The 18,080-nt window shown below is 49.6% G+C and carries 17 protein-coding genes; 6 read left to right on the top strand and 11 right to left on the bottom strand.

Features of this window, described 5'->3' with window-relative positions:
• Window positions 1-110 precede the first annotated feature (110 nt).
• Both EJN92_RS01600 and EJN92_RS01595 read left to right on the top strand, forming a co-directional pair.
• The gene (locus EJN92_RS01600; protein ID WP_126126233.1) at window positions 111-887 is read left to right on the top strand and encodes an SDR family oxidoreductase; all 777 of its coding nucleotides are present in this window, start codon (window positions 111-113) and stop codon (window positions 885-887) included.
• Window positions 884-1,342 (top strand): acyl-CoA thioesterase, encoded by a 459-nt coding sequence (locus EJN92_RS01595; RefSeq protein WP_126126232.1) that lies wholly within the window; start codon window positions 884-886, stop codon window positions 1,340-1,342. Before EJN92_RS01600 ends, EJN92_RS01595 begins: the two co-directional genes overlap by 4 nt.
• A gap of 29 nt (window positions 1,343-1,371) precedes the next feature.
• On the opposite strand, the gene EJN92_RS01590 is transcribed toward EJN92_RS01595, so the two are convergent.
• Window positions 1,372-1,932 (bottom strand): LuxR C-terminal-related transcriptional regulator, encoded by a 561-nt coding sequence (locus tag EJN92_RS01590; protein WP_126126231.1) that lies wholly within the window; start codon window positions 1,930-1,932, stop codon window positions 1,372-1,374.
• A 363-nt stretch (window positions 1,933-2,295) separates the two neighbouring features.
• Between EJN92_RS01590 and EJN92_RS01585 the strand changes: the two genes are divergently transcribed.
• Both EJN92_RS01585 and EJN92_RS01580 read left to right on the top strand, forming a co-directional pair.
• The gene (locus EJN92_RS01585) at window positions 2,296-2,994 is read left to right on the top strand and encodes a CoA transferase subunit A (protein ID WP_126126230.1); all 699 of its coding nucleotides are present in this window, start codon (window positions 2,296-2,298) and stop codon (window positions 2,992-2,994) included.
• Window positions 2,995-3,023: 29 nt separating this feature from the next.
• Window positions 3,024-3,665 carry a CoA transferase subunit B gene (locus tag EJN92_RS01580; RefSeq protein WP_126126229.1) on the top strand — a complete coding sequence of 214 codons (642 nt, stop codon included), beginning with the start codon at window positions 3,024-3,026 and terminating at the stop codon, window positions 3,663-3,665.
• 208 nt (window positions 3,666-3,873) lie between these two features.
• Here EJN92_RS01580 and EJN92_RS01575 read toward each other — a convergent pair whose 3' ends face one another.
• From EJN92_RS01575 to EJN92_RS01530, 10 genes are all read right to left on the bottom strand, one after another.
• On the bottom strand, window positions 3,874-4,521 hold the full coding sequence (locus EJN92_RS01575; RefSeq protein ID WP_157984288.1) for a PEP-CTERM sorting domain-containing protein: 648 nt from the start codon (window positions 4,519-4,521) through the stop codon (window positions 3,874-3,876).
• A gap of 355 nt (window positions 4,522-4,876) precedes the next feature.
• Entirely contained in the window at window positions 4,877-6,112 is a 1,236-nt protein-coding gene (locus EJN92_RS01570) for a Wadjet anti-phage system protein JetD domain-containing protein (RefSeq protein ID WP_126126227.1), read from the bottom strand.
• Entirely contained in the window at window positions 6,109-9,645 is a 3,537-nt protein-coding gene (locus EJN92_RS01565; RefSeq protein WP_126126226.1) for an ATP-binding protein, read from the bottom strand. The genes EJN92_RS01570 and EJN92_RS01565 overlap by 4 nt, the downstream gene beginning before the upstream one ends.
• On the bottom strand, window positions 9,638-10,318 hold the full coding sequence (locus tag EJN92_RS01560; protein ID WP_126126225.1) for a DUF4194 domain-containing protein: 681 nt from the start codon (window positions 10,316-10,318) through the stop codon (window positions 9,638-9,640). The genes EJN92_RS01565 and EJN92_RS01560 overlap by 8 nt, the downstream gene beginning before the upstream one ends.
• A 74-nt stretch (window positions 10,319-10,392) precedes the next feature.
• On the bottom strand, window positions 10,393-11,847 hold the full coding sequence (locus EJN92_RS01555; RefSeq protein ID WP_126129704.1) for a DUF3375 domain-containing protein: 1,455 nt from the start codon (window positions 11,845-11,847) through the stop codon (window positions 10,393-10,395).
• Window positions 11,848-12,193: 346 nt separating this feature from the next.
• Window positions 12,194-12,751 (bottom strand): redoxin domain-containing protein, encoded by a 558-nt coding sequence (locus tag EJN92_RS01550; RefSeq protein ID WP_227869654.1) that lies wholly within the window; start codon window positions 12,749-12,751, stop codon window positions 12,194-12,196.
• Window positions 12,752-13,049: 298 nt separating this feature from the next.
• The gene (locus EJN92_RS01545) at window positions 13,050-13,772 is read right to left on the bottom strand and encodes a hypothetical protein (protein ID WP_126126224.1); all 723 of its coding nucleotides are present in this window, start codon (window positions 13,770-13,772) and stop codon (window positions 13,050-13,052) included.
• Window positions 13,773-13,977: 205 nt separating this feature from the next.
• Window positions 13,978-14,673, bottom strand: a complete 696-nt coding sequence (locus EJN92_RS01540) for a MarR family winged helix-turn-helix transcriptional regulator (RefSeq protein WP_126126223.1) — start codon at window positions 14,671-14,673, stop codon at window positions 13,978-13,980.
• A gap of 299 nt (window positions 14,674-14,972) precedes the next feature.
• Window positions 14,973-15,518 carry a DUF3617 domain-containing protein gene (locus tag EJN92_RS01535; RefSeq protein ID WP_157984287.1) on the bottom strand — a complete coding sequence of 182 codons (546 nt, stop codon included), beginning with the start codon at window positions 15,516-15,518 and terminating at the stop codon, window positions 14,973-14,975.
• A 362-nt stretch (window positions 15,519-15,880) separates the two neighbouring features.
• A complete protein-coding gene (locus tag EJN92_RS01530; protein WP_126126221.1) occupies window positions 15,881-16,675 on the bottom strand; it encodes a 3-hydroxybutyrate dehydrogenase in 795 nt (264 codons plus the stop codon).
• A gap of 152 nt (window positions 16,676-16,827) precedes the next feature.
• Here EJN92_RS01530 and EJN92_RS01525 point away from each other — a divergent pair, with 152 nt between their 5' ends.
• The gene (locus EJN92_RS01525; RefSeq protein WP_227869653.1) at window positions 16,828-17,691 is read left to right on the top strand and encodes an alpha/beta fold hydrolase; all 864 of its coding nucleotides are present in this window, start codon (window positions 16,828-16,830) and stop codon (window positions 17,689-17,691) included.
• A 33-nt stretch (window positions 17,692-17,724) separates the two neighbouring features.
• Complete coding sequence (locus tag EJN92_RS01520; protein ID WP_126126220.1) at window positions 17,725-18,075, top strand: RidA family protein; 351 nt, start codon at window positions 17,725-17,727, stop codon at window positions 18,073-18,075.
• The last annotated feature ends 5 nt before the right edge of the window (window positions 18,076-18,080 follow it).

The following is an 18,080-nucleotide window of genomic DNA, read 5'->3' as shown; positions in this document are numbered from 1 at the left end:
AAAAATCGTGCGAAAGATGTAATTTATAAAACAGGGGCGTGGTGACTATGTCATCATAGCGTTTCAATTAGAGTAGTACGATTATTCGAATATACGAGTGGGAGAATTAAATGGGAATCGAAGTCAACTTTGAAGGCAAAATCGCACTGGTAACCGGTGCCTCTAGCGGCCTTGGCGCCCGTTTTGCAAAAGTTTTAGCGCAAGCTGGCGCTCAGGTCGTGCTGGCGTCGCGTCGCATCGACAGACTGAAAGAATTGCGCGCCGAGATCGAGGCTGAAGGTGGTGCGGCCCATGTTGTGGCTCTGGATGTGACCGACTACGCCAGCATTAAATCAGCGATTGCGCATGCCGAGACTGAGGCCGGCCCCATCGATATTCTGATCAATAATTCAGGCGTTTCTACCACCCAAAAACTAGTCGATGTCACCCCTGAAGATTATGCCTATGTGATGGATACCAATCAGCGCGGTGCCTTTTTTGTGGCACAGGAAACCGCCAAACGCATGATCGCGCGCTACAAGGGCGACCATAAAAAACAACATCGCATCATCAATATCGCCTCGGTCGCTGGTTTGCGGGTATTGCCGCAAATAGGCGTGTATTGCATGAGTAAGGCCGGCGTGATTCATATGACTAAGGCGATGGCGGTAGAGTGGGGCAAGTTTGGAATTAACGTCAATGCAATTTGCCCCGGCTATATTGCGACCGAGATCAATGCCGAGCACTTTAATAGTGAGCAAGGTCAAAAATTGATAGAGATGCTGCCACGCAAACGGGTCGGCCTGCCGGAAGATTTGGATGGCTTGCTGTTGCTCTTGGCGGCAGAAGAATCGCGCTTTTTAAACGGCACTATCGTCACTGCTGATGATGGGATGAGCGCGCAATGATAGTGCCTGCAGTAGCGGAAAAAAAACTGGTGTACACAGTCACGATCCCGATCCGTTGGGGTGATATGGATGCCATGGGCCATGTGAATAACACGGTGTATTTTCGCTATATGGAGCAAGCCAGAATAGAGTGGTTGACGATGATGGGCTGCTTGCCCGATGAGAAGGGTAACGGGCCGGTGATCGTCAATGCCTATTGTACGTTTAAGCGCGCTTTAAAATATCCGGGGCAGGTCGAGGTCTGCACTTTTATTGGTGCCGCTGGTCGTAGCAGTATCGAGACCATACAAGAAATGCGCAGCGTTGGCGATGGCTATGCACTGTATGCGGAGGGCGGTGCGAAGGTGGTCTGGGTTGATCCTAAAACCGAAAAGTCGGCGCCGCTGCCGGAGGCTATACGCCAAAAAATACAAGAGTTGAAAGCCGCTGCGAAACCCAAACGTGTCGCAGTCTGAGTCGCACAACTTCAGACTAGGGCGTGCACTTAACTACCTAGTCTTAAGAGTTTATTCACCAGTTCGTTAGAGGTAGCGGCGTTAAATTTACGCATTAATTTGGCTCTGTGCATCTCTACCGTACGCGGGCTGAGCTCGACTTGCCTGGCGATTAATTTACTGGTTTTTCCCTCTACCAACAGCGCTGCAATTTCACGCTCTCTGGGGCTCAGTTCGGCCGACACCTGGCGCTTGGCGCTGAGGTCTTCAAAGGTCCAGATGCCTGCCGCATGCGCATCCTCTTTGTGCAAGCCGCGCCCCGATACATGGCACCAAAATAGCTCTTCGCTGGCGCGTTTCATGATGCGCTCATCCGAGTAATGGCCTTTGGCATTCATGATCGGTGTAATCCGTGCGCCAGTGCGTTCATACTCGGCCGGAGTTGGGTACAGGATAATGAAAGATTGCCCTAGTAATTGCTCTTTCTGGTAGCCGAACATCTGGGCCAGGACATCATTGCATGCCTGAATGATGCGATTTTCTGAGACGCACATACCTACCGGTGCATATTGAAAAATGGATTCGAAATCGATAGCGCGCACTGCATTCATAGTTTCTGGTGTTTTCTGTGTTGTGTGCCGAGCAGAGTTCGATTAGAGTAAGTCTTTGTTTGGCTGAGTTCGCCTGAGTTTGCCTGAATTTGATGATGTAGTGCAATTTGGCAGGCAATTGAATTTGCCCTTTCCTTATAGGGCTTACGCAAAATTGCTCCAGCTAGGCGCACCGCCGAAGACAGTACGCTAGTACGGCAAGGCGAGTGCAACAACGCTGGGGCGATTTTGCTTAAGGTCTTTCTCAGGTAGTTTTACGGTATTGCGCGCGCAAGCGTAGCATCATATCCTGTGTCACACAATTGCCAGCTGAGATCTTTTTTCTGGTTAGCAAAAACATTTTAATTAAAAAAAGGGACAGCTATGGACAAGGTATATCCTGATGCAGCATCCGCTCTTGCGGATATCGTCAAAGATGGGCAGACCATCGCGGTTGGTGGTTTTGGTTTGTGCGGCATTCCTGAAGCCTTAATCGCTGCACTGCGTGATACTGGCGTGCAAAATCTGACCGCAATTTCAAACAACGCCGGCGTAGATGGCTTTGGTCTGGGGCAGTTGCTCACTACCCGTCAAATCAAGAAAATGATTTCATCGTATGTCGGTGAAAACAAAGAATTCGAGCGCCAGTATCTGGCCGGAGAATTGCAATTAGAATTTACCCCGCAAGGTACGCTGGCCGAAAAGCTACGCGCTGGTGGTGCCGGCATCCCGGCCTTCTTTACTAAAACTGGGGTCGGCACCATCGTCGCCGAAGGTAAGGAAATCCGCGAATTTGACGGCCAGCAATATGTGATGGAGCGCTCTCTGGTGTCCGACGTCTCGCTGGTGAAGGCTTACAAGGCCGATAAAGCTGGCAATCTGGTGTACCGCAAAACGGCGCGCAATTTTAATCCCAACGTCGCCATGGCGGGTAAAATCACGGTGGCAGAGGTCGAGGTCCTGGTCGAGATCGGCGAACTCGATCCCGATGAAATTCATACGCCTGGTATCTACGTGCAACGTATCGTGGTCAATACTCAGCCAGAAAAACGCATAGAGCAGCGCACCGTTCGCCCCGCATAATCCAGAAAAAAATAAACAGGAGAAATAAGATGGCATGGAATCGCGACGAAATGGCTGCGCGTGCAGCACAAGAATTACAAGATGGTTTTTACGTTAATCTGGGCATAGGTTTGCCAACCATGGTCGCCAACCATGTGCCTGCCGGCATGGACGTCTGGTTGCAGTCAGAAAACGGCTTGCTAGGAATCGGCCCGTTTCCTAGCGAAGATGAAGTCGATGCCGACCTCATCAATGCAGGTAAGCAAACCGTTACCACCTTGCCTGGTTCATCGATATTTAGCTCGGCCGATTCCTTTGCCATGATACGTGGCGGCAAAATTAATCTGGCGATCCTGGGTGCGATGCAGGTAAGCCAGGGCGGTGATCTGGCTAACTGGATGATACCCGGCAAGATGGTCAAAGGCATGGGCGGCGCGATGGATCTGGTGGCAGGCGTTGGCCGTGTGGTGGTCTTGATGGAACACGTCGCCAAGGGCGATGCGCATAAAATTTTAAAAGCCTGCAATTTGCCACTCACCGGTGTCGCCGTGGTCAATCGCATCATCACCGATCTGGCGGTGATCGATGTCACACCGCAGGGTTTGAAATTAATAGAGCTGGCTACTGGCGTGAGCAAAGAAGAAGTAATCGCCAAGACCGAGGCTGAATTGGATGTGAGCGCCTTCGCCTAATAATTAATTTGTAGTGTTGGGTCTTAAAAAAAGCGCTGGCATTTGATTGCCAGCGCTTTTTTATTGCTAGATATTTGTCGATACTAGGGGAGGGTATCAGCCTTCTGAGCTAGTTTGCCCAGGTAAGTTATGCGCAAGCCGATGGGTGTACGCGATACTCCCCTAATACCTTAGGTACTCGCGCTGTTGGATGAAAGCAAGGACGCATTTATACACGTTTGCGTGGTGCAAATGCAGCCAATGCAGCCAGTGCGAATAAACCTATGCCTAGTGACGCCAGTGTGCTTGGTTCTGGCACTGCATTGACGGAGGTGATAGTTCCAGCAAAGAATTTTCCAGTGGCATTATCTCCACTATCCTGGAAGTTATTCGCAGCAATATTTGTCAGCGCGAACGGTGTGCTTGGTAATAGTGCGCTGCTCAATGAGTCGAGGTCAAATGAGCGCAGGATCAAAGCGATTCCATTCGGAAATTCCGTGCTGCTCAGTCCAAAACTCAGACCATCCACTAGTTCTGGTCCGGCGCCCGCATCCGGATTGGCTTGATTGTTACGCAAGTAAATTAAGCCGCCACTAGCGGCCTGGTAGGCAATATGCTGCCAGTTTGTTCCGCCAATTTTAAAGTCCATGATTAAGCTGGCAGGATCGAATTCGGTTCTGCTCGGCTTGGTATTGAGGATGGCGGCATTGGTATCGAAACTGAGCAAGACCTGAAACGCGTCGCCGACATGGTAGTCTGGGTAACCGGTGGCGCCCGTGATATTTCCCCGGTAGTCCCAGGTTACCAGACTTGCATTAGCGGCAAAAGAAGCAAAGGCAAGGGCGGCAAGTACAAACTTAATTAGAATTTTTTTCATTTTGAATGAGGCCCGTTGAGTGTGACGTTGATTAAATTTAACTAATGGCCTGTGAATTAAGAAAAATGCCATTAATTAACTCATTAGCAATAAACATGCCACAAGCATATATTGATTTAAATCAATTACTTACCTCTTTGTGAAGACTTTTTGGTCTGGTAGTGTAAAAAAAGCCGACACAGGTGCTAGGAGCGGCGTCATGACCAGCGCCGATTCTATCTTTATTAGACGCTTTCATTTGTTGATACTAGGGGAGGGTATATGCTTCAGAGTTTAATTTACGCATGTAATATATACGTAAGCAGATAGGGGGAGGCGATACTCCCCCTGGAAGCCTTAATTTTGCGGCTTGAAGCTAGTGCTTATTGGCGGGTGGCACTAATTGTATCTTTGCTAGCGCTGCTTGCAAGGCACTAAAACGGATATGTTCTTGTTCTAAACGCAGATGATCTTGCAGGCTATGCTCTTGCAAGCGCTTAAATAGTTGCGCTTCCTCTTGACTTAATAGCGGCAGTGCATGGCTCACAGGCTGTTCTTCTCGCCCCCATAAATTTTGATGCGCCAGCAGTGTGCGTTCATCCATCAAGAACGAACGCACATGCGCAAAACGATGGCGTAACTGGTTGAGTATGGCAAAACCGTGGGTGTCGATATCGCCCCAATAGTAAATCTCGCAGTGCTGTAGCCAATCTGCATGAGCGAGGGCATCCCAACCGTAGCCAGCACCAAAAATAAGCAGTGAATTTGCGAACTGGGGGAAGGCTAGAAAATTGGTTTCGTTTTCGGTAATGAAGACGCGCGTCGGCCTCAGGTTTAATTTTGCAAAATTGTGACTGTCTATACTGAGGTCGGCCAGTGGGGTCGACGCGATCAAATTTAAAGCGCTATCCAAGCTACGGAAACGTATGTGTTGCGGTTTGTCGAGAAAACCGTAGCGCGCTGAAAATTGTTTGATGCCCGAGTATTCCTGTTCAATCGCATATTCTGGTAAAACTAAATCAAACAACTCGCTTAATACGCGGCGCTGGCTTTCTATGAATTTGCTATGCACGCCAGCGATGTCAATCTGGCGCAAATAAATGCCCGGCTGCGGGTGTAGCTTGATCCAACTGACGATGTCTAGCAAACGCGGCCATTCCTGATACAAACTAAGCGCGAGTAGTGGACGTCTATCTAGCCAGGCTAATAGTTCAGGATGCCGGTTGCCGGTGTCGCTCGCCATCTCGTCAAACCAGCTGGCTTCTTTTTGCTTCGCGATCAGTGTTAATGCGTCTTTCAGTGTATCTAGCCAGATCGCTTGCGGGATTGTTTGCTTGCCGAGTATCCGATGATTGAGCTCACGCCATTCTATGCGTAGTCCTTTGATGGCGGATAGTTTGGCTATCCAGCTTCTGACCTCTTCAAAATGATCCGATAGTTCGCTTGAACTTGGCGCTTTGAATGCCAGCCGATACGGGAACACCAAGTCCATCTGGGAGCCTAACCCGGCGTCATTATTTCCCCTAAGCCTTAGCGTCGCCCGCAACAATGCGCCTTGCTCCCACAGGCGCAAGATTTGATCTTTTAAGCTCTTTTCGGTGCTCCAATTCATTGCGGTATAGGTTGCGGTATTGTTTTCTGTATTGGGTGCTGGATTAAGGCACGCACTTCACTCAAGGCCGTTTTTTCTCGTCTATACTCGGCAATCGACAAGTTACGCAATTTAGAACTACGGCCATCTTCATTATGTACAAAACCGACATGGGCGACATAGGGTTCTATGATATGAATTTTTTGTAAAGGCGTGACGATCAAGAGTTGTAAATTGAGCTGGGCAAACAGGCGCAAGCCGTATTGCGCCGACTCATCCGAACCGCGCCCGAAGGCTTCATCAATCACCACAAAGCGGAAAGAGCGTGAGCGGCTGGCGCCCCACTCTAAACCAAATTGATAGGCCAGACTCGCCGCCAAAATAGTGTAGGCCAGCTTTTCTTTTTGCCCGCCGGATTTACCACCTGAATCAGAATAATGTTCAAACTCAGTATCATCGAGGCGATAGCGTTCACTGGCCGCAAATAAAAACCAATTACGTACGTCGGTCACTTTAGTGGTCCAGCGTTTGTCGGCTTCTGACAAACCATCGCGCCCACGGAAACGATCAATGATGCGTTTCACCTGTAAAAATTTGGCTTCAGAATATTGCGCCTCATCCGATCCTGTGAGCGCACCTTCGGTACAGGTTCTTAGCTCAGCCTGAAAGTCGCGGATCTCCGCATCGGGGCTGATCTGCGACTCTAAAACGATGTAACGCCCGGGGTTGTAGTCGATCTGGGTCAGCGATAGATTGATGTGGGTGATGCGCTCCTTAATGGTTTCACGTTCACGCGCGAGCTGGGCATTGAAGTTGGCGATCTCATTAATGGTGTTGACATTGAGCATGTCTTTGAAGCGCGCTTCAAAGCGCGGTAAATCATCCAGACTTAATTGCGTGAGTAAATTCTGATATTCAAAACCAGCATCAATACTTGCATCAAATTCTGCTGTTTCCAATTTGAATTCAATTTTGAATTGATTCATCGCTTGCAGAATTTTCTCGCGCAAGCGCTTGAGTTTTTGCTCTTCTTTATCAATATTATTTTGTAGCCAGGCGCGCAGCTTTTGTTCGTAATTGTCGCAAGAGAGCAGGGTAATGCTGTGTTCGCCTAATGCCAGTGTGCGGTATTTTTCAAACAGCGATTCGGTATCGGCACTGCTTAAGTTTTCTTCTAAAATGGATAGAATTTGCTGCTGGTGTTCTTGATTATTACTCAGCCGTAGCGCTACTTGCGCAGCTTGGGCTTTGTAAGTGTCTAAATCTTCTTCCGTCTTGATGATGGCCTTTTCAGCAGACTGCAGTTGTTTCTGCAATTGCGCCATGATGTCGGAGCTGGCGGCGAGGCTGGCTCTTTGCTCAAGCAAAGCTTGAATCTCGCTCGCCAGGCTGGCCCAATCTAGCTCTTCAAATTCGCTAAATTCTTCCAGTCGATTATAGTTTTCTATGCGCGTATTGAGTGCATCCATCTGCGCTTTGACGGCCATCATCACTTGCGCAGTTTTGCCTAATTCGGTTTCTAGCTTGAGGCGTTTTTTCTCCAGGGCTTTGATCTTTTCTGTATTGCTCCAGCCTAGGATGTAGCGGCTGCGATCATGCAGGCTATGTCGGTCATCTTTTTCATGGCGACCGCTGGGGTCTTTAATTTGACCAGCCAGCGTTATTGCCCGCGCCTCACGGCGAAACTGTTGTTGATCCAGGCAACAAGCGACATCGAAGCGTCGCGCGATTTCGCGTTCTAGCCAGGTATAAAAAGCAGAGTCAGGTTTGATGGCGATTTTTCTGACCAGAGAATCCCTATGTAAGTTGGGCATTTCAGAGCGATGATGTGTATGTACATGGAAATACACGAAGCGTTGTTTCAAGTGATGGCTATTCACCCATTCTGCCACTGCCGCATAGTGTTCATCTGCCACTAGCAGTGATAAACCGAATCCATGTATTAAGCGCTCAGCCGCGCCTTCCCAATCGCGTTCTTGCTCATGAATTTGCAAAAGCTCTCCAGCGAAAGGCAAATCCGCTTCTGCAAAGCCAAGCTCAGCACAGAGCGCTGCGCGAATTTGGATTTGTCGGTCATCAATATTGCTGCGTCTTAGTTTTAAACTGCTGATCTCTGCATGAATTTGATCTCGTTCAATTTTGTCCTGGCGAAAATTAACCCCGTGTTCTGCGTAGTCGTTGTGTAGCGACGCTTCTTGCGCGCGCGCCTCCGTCCTTAGATTTTTCAGTGCACTTCTCTGATCTAAAAATTGATTTAAATCGCTGACATCGTCTAGCGCTACAGCACTACATAATTGGCGATAGCGCTCGGCTTTGTATTTTCGCTGATCGCGCAGCGTTTCCTTGCTTTTAATCTCATGGTTCAGACGCTCTATGCGATCACCGCCATTGGCATGTAAAGCGCTTTTGATCGCATCGATGCTCTGACGCTGACTTTCTCTTTCCGGTGTTAAGGCTTGCAGGCGACTCTGCAGACGTTCGTCCTGATCTTGCAATTGCAGCAGTTCTTGCTGTAGTAAAGTGAGTTTGATCCCGGCAAAATAGGCGCGTAAGCCTTCGCGGCATTGCCGGTATTGATCGATCTCGGCGGCGATCAGTGCCTGGCGCTCAGCATCTGCGCACATAGGCGTCAATAGATCAACTTGCCGTTTGGCTTTTAAGACTGCTTCGTGGGCGCGATTGAGGTCGTCAAAATGTTGGATTAAAGCCAGCATGCGCGTTTGCACATCAAAGGCTTCCAGCATATGACTGCGGACAAAATCAGTGAGATTACCAACCGATTTCATCGATACGGTTTGATGAAATAATTCTAAAGCCTGATCGTTTTCTATGCCAAAGCGACGCCGGAACCATGCCGCATATTTAGGGAAGCCATCTTCAATCTCGGCACCCAAGCGACGTAGTTTTTTACGCAGCTGATTCATGTCCGTACCAAAATTGGAGAAATGTTCTTTGATCGTTAAATCGCGCTCAGCACCAAGGAAAAAACGCGCTGGTTGCGCATGCGCATCTTTCATCCAAAAGCATTGCGCCAGGCTGATGGTTTGCCCGTAAGCGGCATTTTGAAACACGCCCAGTATCACGGAATAATTGTTACTGTCACGCAGCGCGACCGGTTTGGCATTGCCCGTGATGTCATTGCGCTCGGATTTGTAGTGACCCAAGACATACGAGCGCAAATCGCGTTCTTTCACACCAGCACCGGCCGCTTTGTTGTAAGCGACTCTATGTGCCGGTACCAGTAGCGTGGTGATGGCGTCGACGATGGTCGATTTTCCGGAACCGATATCACCGGTCAATAAGCCATTGCGACCATCAATCTGTAAGGTCCAGACATGCTGATCGAAGGTGCCCCAATTAAAAATTTCTAAGCGTTGCAGGCGAAAGCCTGCCAGATCTTCTGTAATGCTTGCTGTAATGGCTGTCACTTCAGCTAACACTTCAGGTAGCACCGCGCAGATCGGTTCTGGTGCATTATCTGCTGTGGCGCTCACTTCAGTCGCAACTTCAGCAGAAACGTCAGCAGAAACTTCAGGAAAAAGTTCTTCATTCATCTGGCCCGCTCTCCTGTGGGTCTAGGTCGCCCGCGAGTTGCGTTTGATAGTCGGCCAGGCGGGCATCAAATTCGGCCAACCACTGTGCATCGACAAAGGCCTTGATGATGCGCCTGACTTCATAGCTAGTCGCATTGCCAGAACTTTTTAATTTACGTAAAAAACCGAGTTCTATCACTTTGTTAATCTGCGTTTCGATCTGGTCGACTAGTTTTGCTTCATTGCTGCTGTCTGGTAAAAAGACGCGTATCAATTCAACGATCTCATCCTTATTCAAAATCAGACGCGTATCGCCACCACTGGCATCAAATTCGGCGAGTTTTTTACGCAGCAAAGCGATTAACAGGCTGACAGTAAACGACAAGGCCCGTCGTGTCACTAAGCGGGCTACTTTTGAGCTTGCTTCAGTTTCACCAGTGATCAGCTTGGGATCTGGTTTGCTTTTTAAGTAGGCGTAACTTTCGGATTCATCCAAAATAAAATCAAGATTTAACACCGCCACATAATCCCTCACACTCGCCTGATATTTGAGCAGGGCGCTCCAGCTCGCTTCGTCGTTTTCACGATATAGAACGCCTTTAAGCAGATGAATAATTAAGTTGGACAAGCCAATATCACCATGCTGCTGATCGGTAAGTAAATTATCTTCGGAGTGGATTTCAGTTTCGCGCATGAGTGGCTAGAGGTGATTAATTTGTAAGTTAATAATGGTATTGTGCTTGCTTTAAATTCGTGCTTTAAATGCGTTCATCTAACAAAAATAACACGCGGTAATTCAGCACTTTTTTCCACTATTTCACCGTCTTTGCCTAAAGCGTGCCAGCGTATGCAATCACGCTGCTCCTCGTTGATCACCGTGCTAAAAGCATCGCTGGCCAGTTGCAGATAGACGATAAGTTCGGCCAGACCATGTTGCAATGGAGTATTTTGGATAATTTGTTGCAGACTCACTTGCGCCTCTAGTTGCAAGGCATGCCGTATATTGTGCGCCAACTGTGCTTTATCGACAATGATATGTGCGTACAAAACACTGGCATCGAGACTTTCATCCCCCATCGTTAAGACGCATTGCCGGATGAGGCTTTTTATGCTGGGCGTGTAGAGTGGTCGCTCCATTGGCAGTGTTATTTCGGCGGCTAACTCAGGCATCTCGGTAAAGTTGCCGCTCGGCGCTGCTTGACGTAAGGCCAGTGCTTTGGATTCTATGCCGTGCAAAATATCCATGATGCGGCGATTTTCTAACCAGGCCTTATCGTCTAAAAAACGCCGTAGTTGCTGGGATAGTTGCGCCACCGTTCTTTGTGTATGCTCGCCCGCTTCCAGCCAATCATAATGGATGCGACGGGTACGTGCTTCGGGTTTGAGTGCGATCACCGGTGCTAAATTTAAGACATAGTCGAGCAGGCTGCCGAGTTCTTCCTGGCGTCGGCTCGACATCAGAAAATCCCAAAAGGCACGAAAACTTTTACCTTGATCGGAATCGGCGATGGCATCGCTTTCTTTCAAAATTTCTTCAAGCAAAGCACCTTTGGACCCGTCCCATAAGGCAATGCGCTCACGTACCCGCCTATCTAAGAGGCGAAAATTTTGCTCAACTTCACGAAAATCGGTCAGCAACTCGCGTGCTAACTGGTTAAATTGCAGAAAGCGATCTTTCACCGCCGTATCGTCGAGTAGCGCGACGTCACCACTCAAGACGCGCGTCATCTCGGCATCGATCTCATCGCGTTTTCTTTGCAGCTCGGCGATACGCTTTTCGGGATCAGTTTCACTGCCTTGCTGCATTTGCTTGAGCAGATCAAACAGGGTCAGCAGGCGCGACTCGGTACCGACAAAACTACGCTCTTGCAAACTACTTAGCCAGGCAATCGCTTTTTCGCTGGCCGGGCTAAGATCAAACTGGGCTTCGTCTGAACCGGCTAAATAAAACTTACGCAGCCAGCCTTTATCATTGCCCGCCCAATCGTTCAAATACTCCAGACTACGTTTAGGGAACGCCTGCTCACCCAATTGCTCACGCAAAACATACAGATCGTCTTCCAACATCTCGGCCAGATCAAGCGCCGCAAGCACGCGCACATTCGGCATCACAAACACCCTTTGCAAGAAACTGGCAATTAAGGGCGCATGCGGAGAATTGAGCAAACGCCAGGCCGGATGATGACTGCGCAGGGTTTCTAGCGTGTGATAGTTGAGCATAATAGTTGAGCAAAAACGTGAGCAATAAGCTAGGAACGGTAAATAAGCGAAATCCGCGCGCATGAGTATGCGTCTAACTGATCAGCTTGGTCAATCAGTGCTTTGGGTGACGGCCAAGCTAGTGCTGCGCTTGCGCTGTTGGTGTTCGCCGTTGTCGCTCCATTAATCGCATCGCTAATGCATCGCTAACGCAGTTAGGGCTAGGCTGATGCGCAGGTAGTTGGGGCTAGGTTGCCTGTAGATACTGGGGCAGGGTATGTGCCATGCGTGCTAAATTGCGCGCGTAGAATATGCGCGAACCGATAGGGGGGGCGATACTCCCCCCTTAATGCTAGGTTTTCGGCTTGGTTTAGCGAATCTGGCAGGATACTGTGGTGCAGCTGGCACCCAAGTTTAAGTCTTGGGCAGGCTCGATTTTTTGCTCTTTAGGAGTGGGCGATTCTGCCAATAATTGCCCTATCAGTGCACCTAGGCGCAAATCATCTAAGCGCCCAAAGTGATGCAGTCTAACCATGCCTAAGCGGTCCAAAACGATCAAACTTGGGGTGCCGCGCATGCCATAGCTTTGCATCGTGAGGGGAATCGCACTGACCGTGTCTGGGGTATCGATGCCGATAGGGAAAGCTATTTTGTATTCATGGACAAAGGCTTTGAGTGCATACGCATTCATCGCCTCGTGATGTTCAAACACGCTATGGATGCCGATCACCGCCAGCTCTGTCTGTGGAAATGCAGCATGAATGGCGCTCGCTTGCGGCAGCCCGTGAGAGACACAGCCGGGACACAGCATTTGAAACGCATGTATGACGACCACGCGGCCTTTCAGTTCGGCCAGTGTGATCGGCGCGTGGCTGTTGATCCAAGTAGAAATGCTTAATTCTGGCGCTGGCGTATTCATCTTTAACATAGTGTCCTCTGGCATTTTGATGGGTGAAAGCTGCGGAGTCGGACGCTTAGCCGTACTCCGCAGACGATACATTTACCGTAACTATTCAGCCTATTATTAAAATTATTCAAAAAACGAAAACCTCTCAAAGGAGGCGCAGAGACACAGAGAAAAACGGAGAACTGCCTTGCTTTCCTCTGTGAATCTCTGTGCCTCTGTGCCTCTGTGTTGAGTGGTTTTGACTTTCTTCATAGCGGGCTGAACCGTAAGCATTTACCGATAGATTGCTTGATCGATTGATGCTGCTCTGTCGAGCCAATTATTGGTTTACTTTTCCCGGCAAGGACAGCTTGCCTGAGGCGACTTTGAAGACATCGGCAACGCATAGCAAAGGCGCATGGACACTCGCGTTGACGCGCAAGGCAGCGGTCACGCCATCGAAATTGGCCGCTGTGACAACGCCGATGTCGTCAAATGGGACTTTGACTTCCAGCGTGTTGCCTTTGAAAACTGGGTTCCAGCCCGGGCTATCAATCAAGATCGGTAAACCTGGCCAGGTTTTTGGCAGCTTAGGTTTGCTGCCCTCGGGTATATCGACTACTTTTAAAGCGTCTTTGCCACAGACCGGATCGGCTTGCAAGACCACCCAATGAGAATGCCATTCGCCACCGCCACCGGCAAATAAAGGTGTGTCGTTGAAATCCGGATGCGAGGTGACCGCGAAGGCCAAGATGCCACTTTTTTCCTCGAAGCCGACGGCAGAGGGATCTATCGTCGTGGGCCACACATAAGAAAACACTGTGCTACCGGCCAACTTGCCGACTTTGTTTGGTTTGTTTTTTCCTGCCTTGCCAGAGACGGCAATATGGAAAGTGGCGATATTGCCTGCTGTCGTGATCTTGGTATGAAAGATGTCAAAAGCGGCCTGCACTGTAGGTGTCGCTGCTGTCGCGATGCCACCGCTATGCTCATGTGCTGCGACTAACTGCGCTGAAGAGGCGAGCGTAAGGATTGCCGCGATTTGGGTCAGTTTGAGTTTCATGCTGTGTCCTTTTAATTGGTTGGTATTTCAAGGGTGGCTCGGGGTTTGCGATGCGATGTGTGAGCCTAAAAACTTCGCATTTAAAATAGGAGTCCTAATTACATGAGGCTTAAAAAATGCCAAACTTGCGTTAGGCATTGCCCTGCGAGTACATCATTAAAATTAATGATGTAACTCAATTATTGAGCTCAATAATTGAACTCAATCAAAGGGACATTTTTTCTAATTTCTTCCAATTTAATGTAGCCGTTGCAGGCTCTGCTGGCGCGTGCTCTTCGCAATCTAAGCGCAGTAGCATGTGCGGCAGTGGTGCATTGACCAAATTACAGTGGTGTGGTGCCAGCTCATTTTTATGTTTATTCGCGGCAAAATGCTGACACGTCACACAGGCGCGAATCTCTGGGAAACGCTCGCTTTGCTGAAGTTTTCCTATGTAGGCCAGCAGAGCTTCAAACATGGCTTGCTGGGACGTCTGCGGTAATTCATTCACCGCATCAAAAGCGAAAGACATCGCGCTATTTATTTTTTTTGCCAGCAGCCGCCCCTCAGCCGTCAGGTAGATCGCAATTGCGCGTCCGTCATCCGAGGCCCGGCCTTTTTCGACCAGTTTTTTTGCCACAAGCGAAGCGACTGAATCGCTGGCGCTGGCCGCAGTGACGCCTAGCTGTTGCGCGATCCAGGATAAGCGCACACCCGCATCACGGCTTAATAGTATTTGCAAGATATCGACCTGCGTCGGATTTAAGCCTTCAGCGGTAGCAAACTGCCAGGCACCCGAGCGTAGTACATTGGCGATGCGAGATATCGCGCTGACTATGCGTACGCTGATCGCTGGTGTGGTATCCCACGGGGATGGCGATTGTGATGGTGATGGTGATGGTGATGGTGATGGTGAGTTCATGCCGAATTGTAGCCTTCGTTTAATTATTTGTAAAGGAGTCCTAACTAAAAATCTTTAGCGCCAAATAGTTAGCCGCGTTCGTAAGCGGTATAGGCGTCGCTTACTAGACATGCCGCAAGCTCATGGCATGGCTAGCAAAACCATCCACATTATCGTCGGGATTTTCTCTGAAACTTACGGATACCACGGGGGAGTATCGGCTTGGCTATTTGGCTTGCGCATATGGGATATGCGCAAGCTGGTAGGGGAGGATGATACTCCCCCTTAAACCCTAGTTTTATCGGCTTAGCTGGGGGAGCTTACTTCTTCGGCATTACGCCCGCTGGCTTGACATCGCCACAATCGGCGGCTAGCCATTTGCCCTTGCTTTCCATGTGCTGCGTCATGGGTTTGCCGTGCGATACGCCTTTGAAGTCATAGCTAGAGCGCATGCTGTCGCTGCCGTTGTAACTGCCTTTTACCATGCCTATGCCTTTGAGCTCGGGGCCGTCGCAGACTAGCTCCATAGAATACTCATTGCCGTTTTGTTTCATATTCTGCGGGGTGCATCCGGAATGCTGTTTCTGCGCCAGCGGTGGCTGTTCTTGCTCGGACATTTCTTTGCTGACACAGACTTTTACCGCCATGCCGCCATCTTGCATGGTGGGCATTTTGACGCCCATTTTTTTCATTTGCTCCATTTGCTCGGGCGAGATTTGCGGCATATTTTTCATCTCATCCGATTGCATGTGCATTTCCCACAGGCCAGGCTTCATTTTGCCCGCGGCGTAGGCATTGCCAAAGGCGAGCGATGCAATGAGTGCCGAGAGAAGAGAGAGAGGAATCATTTTGCGATATAGCGACATGGCAAACTCCATAAAAGAAAGGACGATGGCTTACTATAGGATGTAGCGTAGAAAAGTGTAAGGGAATACAACAGTTTTAAAAAAATAAGCTAAGTATTCAGTCGTCTATGAAGAAAATCAAAACCACTCAACACAGAGGCACAGAGGCACAGAGATTCCCAGGGGAAAGCCGGGAAGTTCTCCGTTTTGTCTCCGTGTCTCCGTGTTTCTGTGCCTCCTTTGAGAGGTTTTTGTTTTTAATGGTTTTCGTAGCAGGCTGCATAACTGCAAAATAAGATAACTGCGCTTACTCTAGCTCACCCAGTGTTTAAACAGTGCTTAACAACTGTTGAGTAGATGTTTTGCAGCTGTTTTGCAAGTACTTATTGCGCGACCCAACCGCCATCCATATTCCAGGCCACGCCACGGATTTGATTGCCGGCTTCGCTGCAAAAAAATACTGCCAGCGCACCGAGTTGTTCAGGGGTCACAAACTCACCAGACGGTTGTTTTTCGGCTAGCAAAGACTTTTTAGCGTCTTCATTGCTGAGTCCCTCTGCAAGTGCGCGTGCATCGACTTGTTTTTGCACCAGGGGTGTCAATACCCAACCCGGGCAGATCGCATTGCAAGTGATGCCAGTGTGGGCAGTCTCGAGTGCGGTCGTTTTGGTGAAGCCGACCAGACCGTGTTTGGCCGCCACATAGGCTGATTTCTGCGCCGAGGCGACCAGGCCATGCACCGAGGCTAAATTGATAATGCGGCCCCAGTTTTTGGCCTTCATGGAGGGCAGCGCCAAACGTGTGGTATGGAAGGCGGAAGTGAGATTGATGGCGATGATGGCATCCCATTTTTCAACTGGGAAATCTTCAATATTGGCCACATGTTGTATCCCCGCATTGTTGACTAGCACATCGACGCCGCCGAACTCTTGCATGGCCACTTCCATCATGGCTGCGATTTGCGCAGCCTGGCTCATATCGGCATTGTGGTAAGCGGTTTTGACTCCAAACTCTTTTTCCAGGTCGGCGCGGATCGCATTGATTTGCTCTAGCTCGCCAAAGCCATTGAGCATGATATTGGCGCCGGCAGCGGCCAGACTGCGGGCTATCCCCAATCCTATTCCTGAAGTAGATCCTGTAACTAATGCAGTTTTGTCTTTTAGTGTGAGAGCGGACATCGTGACTCCTGTAGAATTGTTGAATAAATGAAAAATTTACCGCGTGAAAGCTGTTCTGTGATTTTAAGTCTAACGCCTAGTAAAATGTGGTCTTAATTACAGTTCTAGTAAAACTACTAGCTTCTTTTGATCAATGCGCCGAAAGGTTCCTTATGCAAGCCATCCGCAAATCAGTGCAATGTCTGTCGCCCGCAGGTCTGCACCAGATGTCGTATAAAGAATGGGGCGATCCTGCCAATTCCAAGGTCTTAATCTGCGTGCATGGGATTACCCGTGTAGCGGATGACTTTGATGTGCTGGCGCCCGCCATGGCCGACGAGTATCGCGTGATTTGTCCCGATGTTGTCGGGCGCGGGCAATCAGGCGGCTTGCGTAATCCGCTGCACTATCAAATTCCGCAATACGTCAGCGATATGGTGACGCTGTTGGCGCGCGTCAACGCCGAAACCCTAGATTGGTTTGGTACCTCGATGGGCGGTTTGATAGGCATGGGGCTGGCATCTTTGCCGGATACGCCTATCCGAAAATTGGTCTTGAATGATGTCGGACCCTCGCTCAATGTAGAGGCGATCGCGCGCATCGGTGAGTACATAGGCCAGGATGTGCGCTTTGCCAGCTTTGATGAGGCGGCTGCCTATATCCGTTCAATTTCTCTTTCGTTTGGTCCGCATAGCGAGCAGCAATGGAATAAATTAGCGAGCGACGTGTTAAAGCAAAACGCTCAGGGGCAGTGGATACGCCACTACGATTTAGGTCTGGCGATACCGGTCAAGAACACCACGCCAGAGTTGGCAGCGGCAGCGCAAACCATGCTGTGGCAGGCTTACGATGCAATACGCTGCCCGACCTTGCTGGTGCGCGGTAGTGAATCTGATTTATTAACCGCCGAGGCGGCGCAGCAGATGACCCAGCGCGGTCCGCGCCCGCAATTAATTGAGTTGCCAGGGGTGGGCCATGCACCGACCTTTGTGCAGGACGATCAAATCGCCGTGGCCAGAGAATTTTTACTAAATTAATCTAATTTGCATTTTATTTGTATCGGAACAAAAATGAGTATTCAAAGGTTACATGTAGGGCCGCGTTTGTCTGAGACCGCCATCTTTAATCGCACCGTGTATCTGGCCGGGCAGATACCGGATGATGTCAGCCAAGACATCGTTGGCCAGACCGAGCAAGTGCTGGCGCATGTGGATAGATTATTGGCAGAAGCGGGTAGCGATAAAACGCAGATCTTGATGTGCCAGATTTTTTTGACCGACATCAATGACATAGGCGGCATGAATCAGGCGTGGGACGCCTGGGTCGCTGCTGGTCATACGCCGCCACGTGCCACGGTACAGGCCGCCTTGGCGAATGCCGCATGGCGTATCGAGGTGGTGGTGACTGCCGCGCAAAAATAGTCAGC

Origin of the sequence: Undibacterium parvum (genome assembly GCF_003955735.1) — a bacterium.
GTDB classification, from domain to species: Bacteria; Pseudomonadota; Gammaproteobacteria; order Burkholderiales; family Burkholderiaceae_D; genus Undibacterium; species Undibacterium parvum.
The sequence above is the reverse complement of the archived record's forward strand: the minus strand, read 5'-3'. Positions and strand labels throughout refer to the sequence as shown.

Excerpts from the sequence above, each read along its gene's own strand:
- EJN92_RS01600 (WP_126126233.1), top strand. The coding sequence starts at position 111 with ATGGGAATCGAAGTCAACTTTGAAGGCAAAATCGCACTGGTAACCGGT.
- EJN92_RS01575 (WP_157984288.1), bottom strand. The coding sequence starts at position 4,521 with ATGAAAAAAATTCTAATTAAGTTTGTACTTGCCGCCCTTGCCTTTGCT.
- EJN92_RS01560 (WP_126126225.1), bottom strand. The coding sequence starts at position 10,318 with ATGCGCGAAACTGAAATCCACTCCGAAGATAATTTACTTACCGATCAG.
- EJN92_RS01550 (WP_227869654.1), bottom strand. The coding sequence starts at position 12,751 with ATGTTAAAGATGAATACGCCAGCGCCAGAATTAAGCATTTCTACTTGG.
- EJN92_RS01535 (WP_157984287.1), bottom strand. The coding sequence starts at position 15,518 with ATGTCGCTATATCGCAAAATGATTCCTCTCTCTCTTCTCTCGGCACTC.
- EJN92_RS01590 (WP_126126231.1), bottom strand. The coding sequence starts at position 1,932 with ATGAATGCAGTGCGCGCTATCGATTTCGAATCCATTTTTCAATATGCA.
- EJN92_RS01570 (WP_126126227.1), bottom strand. The coding sequence starts at position 6,112 with ATGAATTGGAGCACCGAAAAGAGCTTAAAAGATCAAATCTTGCGCCTG.
- EJN92_RS01595 (WP_126126232.1), top strand. The coding sequence starts at position 884 with ATGATAGTGCCTGCAGTAGCGGAAAAAAAACTGGTGTACACAGTCACG.
- EJN92_RS01525 (WP_227869653.1), top strand. The coding sequence starts at position 16,828 with ATGCAAGCCATCCGCAAATCAGTGCAATGTCTGTCGCCCGCAGGTCTG.
- EJN92_RS01585 (WP_126126230.1), top strand. The coding sequence starts at position 2,296 with ATGGACAAGGTATATCCTGATGCAGCATCCGCTCTTGCGGATATCGTC.
- EJN92_RS01540 (WP_126126223.1), bottom strand. The coding sequence starts at position 14,673 with ATGAACTCACCATCACCATCACCATCACCATCACCATCACAATCGCCA.
- EJN92_RS01530 (WP_126126221.1), bottom strand. The coding sequence starts at position 16,675 with ATGTCCGCTCTCACACTAAAAGACAAAACTGCATTAGTTACAGGATCT.
- EJN92_RS01545 (WP_126126224.1), bottom strand. The coding sequence starts at position 13,772 with ATGAAACTCAAACTGACCCAAATCGCGGCAATCCTTACGCTCGCCTCT.
- EJN92_RS01565 (WP_126126226.1), bottom strand. The coding sequence starts at position 9,645 with ATGAATGAAGAACTTTTTCCTGAAGTTTCTGCTGACGTTTCTGCTGAA.
- EJN92_RS01520 (WP_126126220.1), top strand. The coding sequence starts at position 17,725 with ATGAGTATTCAAAGGTTACATGTAGGGCCGCGTTTGTCTGAGACCGCC.
- EJN92_RS01580 (WP_126126229.1), top strand. The coding sequence starts at position 3,024 with ATGGCATGGAATCGCGACGAAATGGCTGCGCGTGCAGCACAAGAATTA.